The sequence below is a fragment of the Pseudomonas sp. RW407 genome (assembly GCF_003176655.1).
Lineage (GTDB): Bacteria > Pseudomonadota > Gammaproteobacteria > Pseudomonadales > Pseudomonadaceae > Pseudomonas > Pseudomonas delhiensis.
Genome location: NZ_QGSL01000107.1, coordinates 529,025 through 535,611 on the forward strand (window position 1 = coordinate 529,025; position 6,587 = coordinate 535,611).

General features: G+C 70.7%; 10 protein-coding genes. 1 reads left to right on the forward strand and 9 read right to left on the reverse strand.

The window, feature by feature from the left end; translation table 11 throughout:
- Positions 1 to 129: 129 nt before the first annotated feature.
- A complete protein-coding gene (locus DK254_RS26395; RefSeq protein ID WP_109936197.1) occupies positions 130 to 1,755 on the forward strand; it encodes a methyl-accepting chemotaxis protein in 1,626 nt (541 codons plus the stop codon).
- Between the two features lie 7 nt (positions 1,756 to 1,762).
- Here DK254_RS26395 and DK254_RS26400 read toward each other — a convergent pair whose 3' ends face one another.
- The 9 genes from DK254_RS26400 to DK254_RS26440 form a co-directional block, all read right to left on the reverse strand.
- Positions 1,763 to 1,969 carry a hypothetical protein gene (locus tag DK254_RS26400; RefSeq protein WP_109936198.1) on the reverse strand — a complete coding sequence of 69 codons (207 nt, stop codon included), beginning with the start codon at positions 1,967 to 1,969 and terminating at the stop codon, positions 1,763 to 1,765.
- A gap of 71 nt (positions 1,970 to 2,040) precedes the next feature.
- Positions 2,041 to 2,505: a glycine cleavage system protein H gene (locus DK254_RS26405; RefSeq protein WP_109936199.1), complete on the reverse strand. Its 465-nt coding sequence runs from the start codon at positions 2,503 to 2,505 to the stop codon at positions 2,041 to 2,043.
- Positions 2,502 to 2,876: a DsrE family protein gene (locus tag DK254_RS26410; protein WP_109936200.1), complete on the reverse strand. Its 375-nt coding sequence runs from the start codon at positions 2,874 to 2,876 to the stop codon at positions 2,502 to 2,504. The genes DK254_RS26405 and DK254_RS26410 overlap by 4 nt, the downstream gene beginning before the upstream one ends.
- Positions 2,863 to 3,348 carry a GNAT family N-acetyltransferase gene (locus DK254_RS26415; RefSeq protein ID WP_109936201.1) on the reverse strand — a complete coding sequence of 162 codons (486 nt, stop codon included), beginning with the start codon at positions 3,346 to 3,348 and terminating at the stop codon, positions 2,863 to 2,865. Before DK254_RS26415 ends, DK254_RS26410 begins: the two co-directional genes overlap by 14 nt.
- A complete protein-coding gene (locus DK254_RS26420; RefSeq protein WP_109936202.1) occupies positions 3,345 to 3,908 on the reverse strand; it encodes a DUF4136 domain-containing protein in 564 nt (187 codons plus the stop codon). The genes DK254_RS26415 and DK254_RS26420 overlap by 4 nt, the downstream gene beginning before the upstream one ends.
- Positions 3,909 to 4,039: 131 nt before the next feature.
- Positions 4,040 to 4,630 carry a DUF4136 domain-containing protein gene (locus DK254_RS26425; RefSeq protein ID WP_109936203.1) on the reverse strand — a complete coding sequence of 197 codons (591 nt, stop codon included), beginning with the start codon at positions 4,628 to 4,630 and terminating at the stop codon, positions 4,040 to 4,042.
- 58 nt (positions 4,631 to 4,688) lie between these two features.
- On the reverse strand, positions 4,689 to 5,441 hold the full coding sequence (locus tag DK254_RS26430) for a methyltransferase (RefSeq protein ID WP_109936204.1): 753 nt from the start codon (positions 5,439 to 5,441) through the stop codon (positions 4,689 to 4,691).
- Positions 5,434 to 5,742: a MazG-like family protein gene (locus DK254_RS26435; protein ID WP_089390131.1), complete on the reverse strand. Its 309-nt coding sequence runs from the start codon at positions 5,740 to 5,742 to the stop codon at positions 5,434 to 5,436. The genes DK254_RS26430 and DK254_RS26435 overlap by 8 nt, the downstream gene beginning before the upstream one ends.
- A 48-nt stretch (positions 5,743 to 5,790) precedes the next feature.
- A partial coding sequence (locus tag DK254_RS26440) for a MaoC family dehydratase (RefSeq protein ID WP_109937306.1) occupies positions 5,791 to 6,587 on the reverse strand: 797 nt, incomplete at its 5' end.

The following is a 6,587-nucleotide window of genomic DNA, read 5'->3' on the forward strand; positions in this document are numbered from 1 at the left end:
AAATGGAGGGATGTTTCCTACTTAACCCTCAGGTCCAGTTCTCCCCTGGAAGGCCGATCCATTCGCCGAGACGAGCGGATCGCGGTGGCGTGGTCCGCGCACGAGTTCGAGCAGCCCAGGAGAGATGCGATGCTCAACCAGTTCCGCGTACGTACCCGCCTGCTGTCGCTGGCGTTCCTGCCCCTGCTGGTGCTGGCCGGGGTGATGGCGCTGGCGGCCTACAACGCCGGCCAGCTCAACGATGACTTCGACGAGCTGTTCAGCGACCGCATGCGGCCGGTGAACCGGCTCAACCTGATTTCCAACGCCTATGCGGTGAACATGGTGGATGCGCTGCACAAGTACCGCGCCGGGGTGATCGACGTGGAGGCGCTGCGTGGCGCCATCGGCGAGGCGCGTACGAGCATCGAGGATTCCTGGGGCATCGTCCAGGGCAGCAAGATGACCGATGCCGAGCGGCAGATGGTGGCCGGCATCCGCGCGCGCATGGCCGAGGTGGACAAGCTGGTGGAGGCGCTGCTGGGGCAGACCGACGGCAGCCTGCGCAGCGAGAGCGACGGCAGCTTCGTGCGGCGCCTGTATGCGGCCTTCGACCCGCTGGGGGACGCGCTGGAGGAGCTGGCGCAACTGCAGGTCCGCGAGGGCGATGCGCTGAACCAGGCCTCCACCGCGCGCTACCAGGCGATGAAGCACAGCTTCGTGGTCATCGCCGTGGTGGTGCTGGTCGGCATGCTGCTGTTCAGCCTGCTGGTCAGCCGTTCCATCAACCGCCCGCTGGAGCAGCTGAGCCGGGTGATCGCCACGGTGCAGCGCAATTCCGACCTGAGCCTGCGCGCCGAGGCCGTGGGCCGTGACGAGCTGGCGCAGACCGCCCGGGCCTTCAACACCATGCTCGAGCACTTCCAGCGGCTGATCCGCCACCTGGGCGGCGCCTCCGTGCAGCTGGCCAGCGCTTCGGAGCAGATGAGCGCCATCAGCGCCCAGGTCAGCGATGCCGCCAACGGCCAGGGCGAGCAGACCGCCATGGTCGCCACCGCCGTGCACGAGATGAGCGCCGCGGTGCAGCAGGTGGCGGAGAACGCCCTGGACATGGCGCGGGTGGCCGAGGACGTGCGCCGCGAGGCGCACCAGGGTACCGAGCTGGTGGAGGCCAACCTGGGGGCCATCGAGCGGCTGTCCCAGGCGGTGCAGGAGAGCGCCGGGGTGATCGACCGCCTGCACAGCCAGAGCGACGAGATCGGCAGCGTGCTGGGGGTGATCCAGAGCATCGCCGAGCAGACCAACCTGCTGGCGCTCAACGCCGCCATCGAGGCGGCGCGGGCCGGCGAGGCCGGGCGCGGTTTCGCCGTGGTGGCCGACGAGGTGCGCAGCCTGGCGAGCAATACGCAGAAGGCCACCGAGTCGATCCGCGGCATGATCGACGCGCTGCAGAACGGCGCGCGCCAGGCCGTGGGGGTGATGCAGGAGTCCCGCGAGCGGGCCGGGGAGAGCGTGCGGCATTCGCGCGAGTCCGGCGAGGCGCTGCGGCACATCGCCAACGCCATCGACCGCATCGCCGACGGCAACGCGCAGATTTCCACCGCCACCGAGGAGCAGACCGCGGTGGCCCACGAGATCAGCCAGAACATCACCCAGCTCAACGACAGCATCCAGAGCGTGGTGGAGAACGCCGGACAGAGCGCCGCCGCGAGCCTGGAGCTGGCCCGCCTGGCGGTGGAGCAACAGCAGCAGCTGGCGGGCTTCCGGGTGGACTAGGGCGCGCTCACGGGCCCATCAGCAGGCGCTGCTGCTGGGACGAGAAGCCGCCCTGCTGCTGGAACTGCACGCCCATCATGGGCTGGCGTTCGAGGTCGTCGAGGCCGAAGGATTCCTTCACCGGCGACTCGATGGCGCCGAGGTTGTAGCTGCTCTGCCCGGCACAGCCGGAGAGAGCGAGTAGAGCGAGAACGAGGGCGGGAAGCCGGGGCATGGCGGACTCCTTCTGTGGGGGAGCTTGCGATCGCCCAGGCTAGGCCGGCGATGCTTATGGCTTGCTTAAGCTCAGTCGCGGCGCAGGGCCTGGACGTCGTCGCCCCGGGGGTCGAAGGCGTCCAGGCGCATGCGTTCGGCGAAGGCGTCCAGCGCCGCCTGGCCGCTGACGAAGCCGGTGCGCGCGGCGGCCCAGTCGTCCGGGCGCAGGCGCACCATCCAGCCTTCGCCGTAGCAGTCGAGGTTGATCAGGCCGGGGCGGCGCTGCACTTCCTCGTTGCTCACCAGCAGGGTGCCGGCCAGCGGGCTGCGCGCCGAGGAGGCGGCCTTGGCGAACTCGACCACGCCGAAGCTGCGGTCGCGCTCGACGTGCCAGCCGTCGCGCTTGGGGGTGAAGGCGAATATCTGCCCGTAGAGCGCGCAGCCGTAGGCGCTCAGGCCGAGGGTCACGGCGCCGTCGGGCTCCTCGCGCAGCCACAGGTTGTAGTCCGGGGCGTAGAGCAGGTCGTCGGGGAAGTCCAGGTCGTGCAGCTTCACAGGGTCAGCACCCGGTCGTATTCGAGGATCATCCGCGCCAGCTCGCCGCCGCTGGCGATTTCGTCGACTTCGTCGATCAGCGCGCTTTCGTCGATGGGCACGCCGGGGGCGCGGCACATCAGCAAGCGCGCGCCGGCTTCCTTGGCCTGCTGGATGAAGTGGCTGAGCGGCTCGCCGCCGGGGGCGGCGTAGAGGTTGTCCACCACGTCCTGGCGCGCCAGCTGCACGCCCTCGCCGCTGAGGAAGAGGGTCACCTCGGCGTCCATGCAGGCCAGCAGGGTGGCGGTGTAGAAGGGCGCCGCGCAGCGCGCCGGGGTGCTCGGGCCGCTGCTGACGATGATCAGCACGCGCTGTGGGTCAGGCGGGTTCAAGGGCTTTCTCCATCTGCACCAGGGCCACGCGGCGGCCGTCCGGCGCCTGGCGCTCGACGATGCCCACCGGGCGGTAGCCCAGGCCGGCGTAGAGCAGCAGGCCGCCGGCGTTGTCGTTGAAGCAGGAGATCTTCATCAGCGGCGCAGCGTAGTCGCGCCGGGCGAGGCCTTCCATGACGCCGATCAGGTAGCGCGCCACGCCGTGCCCGCGGGCCCAGGGCGCGACCATCATGTTGCCCAGGGCGCAGTATTCGCCCGGCAGGCTCTGGTAGAAGTTGGCGAAGCCGGCGGCGCGGCCGTCGAGCAGGGCCAGGGTGCTGGCGCGGCGTTCGGCCACGGCGGCGGCCAGTTGCTCGACGCTGAACGGCCATTGCGCCTTGGGGTAGGCGTAGAAGAGCTCGTCGGCGTCACGCACGAAGCCGGCCACCTCGGCCAGGTCGCCGGCTTCCACCGGGCGGTGCTGCAGGCTCATCCGCGCGGCGGGTACTGGGCGAGGACCTTCTGCACGGTCTCGCGGATGGCCGCCTCGCGCTCGGCCGGGGTCGGCGGGCTGCTGCGCATGATCTGCTCGCCGCTGCCGCGCCACACCAGCTTGCCGTCCTTGCCGTCGAGCAGGTCGACCTGGATGGTGGCGACCTTGTAGGTCACGGTGCGCGACTCGGCCATCGCCGGGCCGCCCCAGTAGCCACCCCAGTACCCGTTCCAGTAGCCACCGGTGTAGGTGGTGACCTGGTCCTGGCGCTGGTCGACGATCAGGTAGGTGCGCACCGTCACGTCGGGCGCGGCGCCGGCCTGGGCCGGGCGCAGGCCGCGCTGGTCGAGCTGGTCGGCCACCGCCGAGCGGATGCGCTGCTCGGTGAGGTCGCTCTTGATGCGCGGGTCGTCCGGGCGGTACTCGAAGGCCGGCTGCGCCCAGGCCCAGCTGCGGTACATGGCGAAGTCGCGGCTGGAATCGTAGTCGCGGTTGAGGTTGACGGTCTCACAGGCGGCGAGGCCCAGCAGCAGGCCCAGCAACAGCAGGCGGCGGATCATGGTCGGCATACTCCAGACAGAGTCTTCATCGAAGCTCAGAGTGTCGGCAAAGGCAAGTGCCGAAATGTCTCGAAACGGCCCTATTCCGCAGTTTTCTGGCAACAAAGCCGGACGGCGCGGCCGGTGTCCGGTCAGTGCGGCGGGTAGCCCGACAATGCCTTGCGCACCGCCTCGCGCAGCCCCCGGGCCTGCTCGCTCTGGTTGCCGCTGGGCTCGTATTCGGCCGAGGCGTCCCAGACGGGGTGGTTGTCATGGGCGTCGTACAGTTCGATGCGCACCACGTTGACCTGTACCACGTAGGTCCGCGTCACCGGGATGGAGGCGCCGTACCAGGGATCGTTCCAGCCGCCGTAGTAGCCGCCGCCATAGTAGTCGGTGACCTGGCGGGTGCGCTGCTCGCTGCTGACCCGCGCGCTCACCCGCAGGTCCGGCGCGGCGCCGGGGCGCGCCGGGCGCAGGCCGACCTGGTCGAGGCCCTCGCTGACCGCATCCTGCAGCGAGCTGCCATAGGTGGTGGCGCCGCTGGGCGCGCCGGTCCAGTTCCACGAGCGGTAGCGCCCGTAGTCCGGTGGCGCGGCCGGGTAGGCGCCGGGGTCGAAGCCCGGAGCGCTGGCCTGGGCCGGCACCGGGGGCGGCGGCAGCGACTGGCTGGTGTAGGGGTTCTGGCTTTGGCAGGCGGCGAGTGCGGCGAGCAGCGGCAGCAGGATCAGGCGTGGCGACATGCGGGGCTCCCGCCCGCGCCGGGGCACGGGCGACGACGGTGATGCGGCGATTGTGCACCTATTCGCGCGGGCGGCACAGCCAGTGAAGGTAGCGGCCCAGGCCGGCGAAGGCCGGGTGGCGGCGGTAGGCCAGTTCCATTTCCACCAGGTCCAGGGGCTCGGCCTTGTGCTGGAACTCCTGCGGCATGTAGTCGTGGAACACCCGCACGCCGCTGCGCGCCTCGATGTTCCAGCTGGCGGCCATGGCCGCTTCCAGCTCGCGCGGGTCCAGCGGCTGCTGCGGCGTCAGGCTCTGGCCCTCGCCGGCGAAGCGCTGCTTGCGCAGCTTGCGGAAGTGGCCCTTGAGCAGGTTGCGGTAGATGAGCGCGTCGCGGTTGTAGAAGGCCAGCGACAGCCAGCCGTCGCGGGCGGTCAGCTGGTGCAGCACGGGGAGGATGGCCTGGGGCTCGGCCAGCCATTCCAGCACGGCGTGGCACAGCACCAGGTCGTAGGGCTCGTCCAGCTGGCCTAGCAGTTCCTGCCAGGGCGCCTCGATGAAGGTGGCCGCGCGGCCGGCCTCGGCGAAGCGCTGGCGGGCGCCTTCGAGCATGGGCGCGGCGGGTTCGGCGAGGGTCACCTGGTGGCCGCGCTCGGCCAGCCACAGCGCCATGTGGCCCAGGCCCGCGCCTATGTCGAGCACGCGCAGCGGGTGCTCGGGCAGCGCTTCGGCCAGGTCGGCCTGCAGCACGGCCAGGCGGATGGCGCCCTTGGCGCCGCCGTAGATCTTCTCGGCGAAGCGCGTGGCCAGTTCGTCGAAATGCCGGTCAGCCATGCACGAAGCGCCTTTCGCTGTCGGCCAGCTTGGCGCGCACCACCTGGTCCATGTCCAGGCCCAGTTCGGCGCAGAGCAGCAGCAGGTAGAGGACGATGTCGCCGACCTCCTGGCCGGCGTGGGCGAGCTTGTCGGCCGGCAGGCGGCGCGACTCGTCCTCGCTCAGCCACTGGAAGATTTCCACCAGCTCGGCCATTTCCACGCTGGCGGCCATGGCCAGGTTCTTCGGGCTGTGGAAGCGCTTCCAGTGGTTGTGGTCGCGGATCGCGTGCAGGCGCGCGGTGAGTTCGTCGAGGTTCATCGGGGGCTCCTTGAGAGCCCCATAGCTTCCGGCTTCGGCGGCGCCGCATCAAGCGTCGAGCGGTTTCCAGGCGCCGGCCATGTGCGGCAGGCCGTCCTCGCCGCGCAGGGCGAACTGCCCGGCCGGGGCCACCTCGCTGGCCAGCAGGGTGACGCTGGAGGGCAGCAGCACCGGCTTCTGGAAGCGCACCTCCACCTGGTAGCCGGCCGCCGGCAGGCGTTCGCCCAGGGCCGCCAGGCTGCGCGCCTTGTTCCACAGGCCGTGGGCGATGGCGCGGGGGAAGCCGAACAGCCTGGCGCTGGCCGCCGACAGGTGGATGGGGTTGTAGTCGCCGGCCACCCGGGCGTAGCGCCGGCCGATGTCCGCCGGGCACAGCCAGTGGTCGATCTGCTCCAGCGGCAGTTCGGGTGGCTCCTGGCGTTCCGGCGGCGTGCCTTCCAGGCGCATGCCGCGGAACAGGATGCGGCTGTCGCCTTCCCACAGCAGGCCGAGCTGGTCGTGCAGTTGGGTGATGAGGCTGAAGGTCACACCCTTGTCGTGGGGCTGCAGGTCGGCCACCCGCACGCTGGCCTGGAACGGGCCCAGGCCGCCGAGCGGGCGCAATACGCTGATACGGTTCTCCAGGTGCACCAGGCCCAGCAGCGGGAAGGGGAAGCGGGCGTCGGTGAGCAGGCCCATCTGCAGGCCGAAGGCGAGGATGTGCGGGTAGGTCGGCGGCAGCAGGTGGTCGTTCCTGAAGCCGCACACCTGGCGATAGCGCTCCAGGTGCCGGGCATCGACCATCACCGGCGCGCGCACGCCGCGGGTGGGCAGGCTGCGGCCGCGCAGGCCGCGGTGTACGGCGG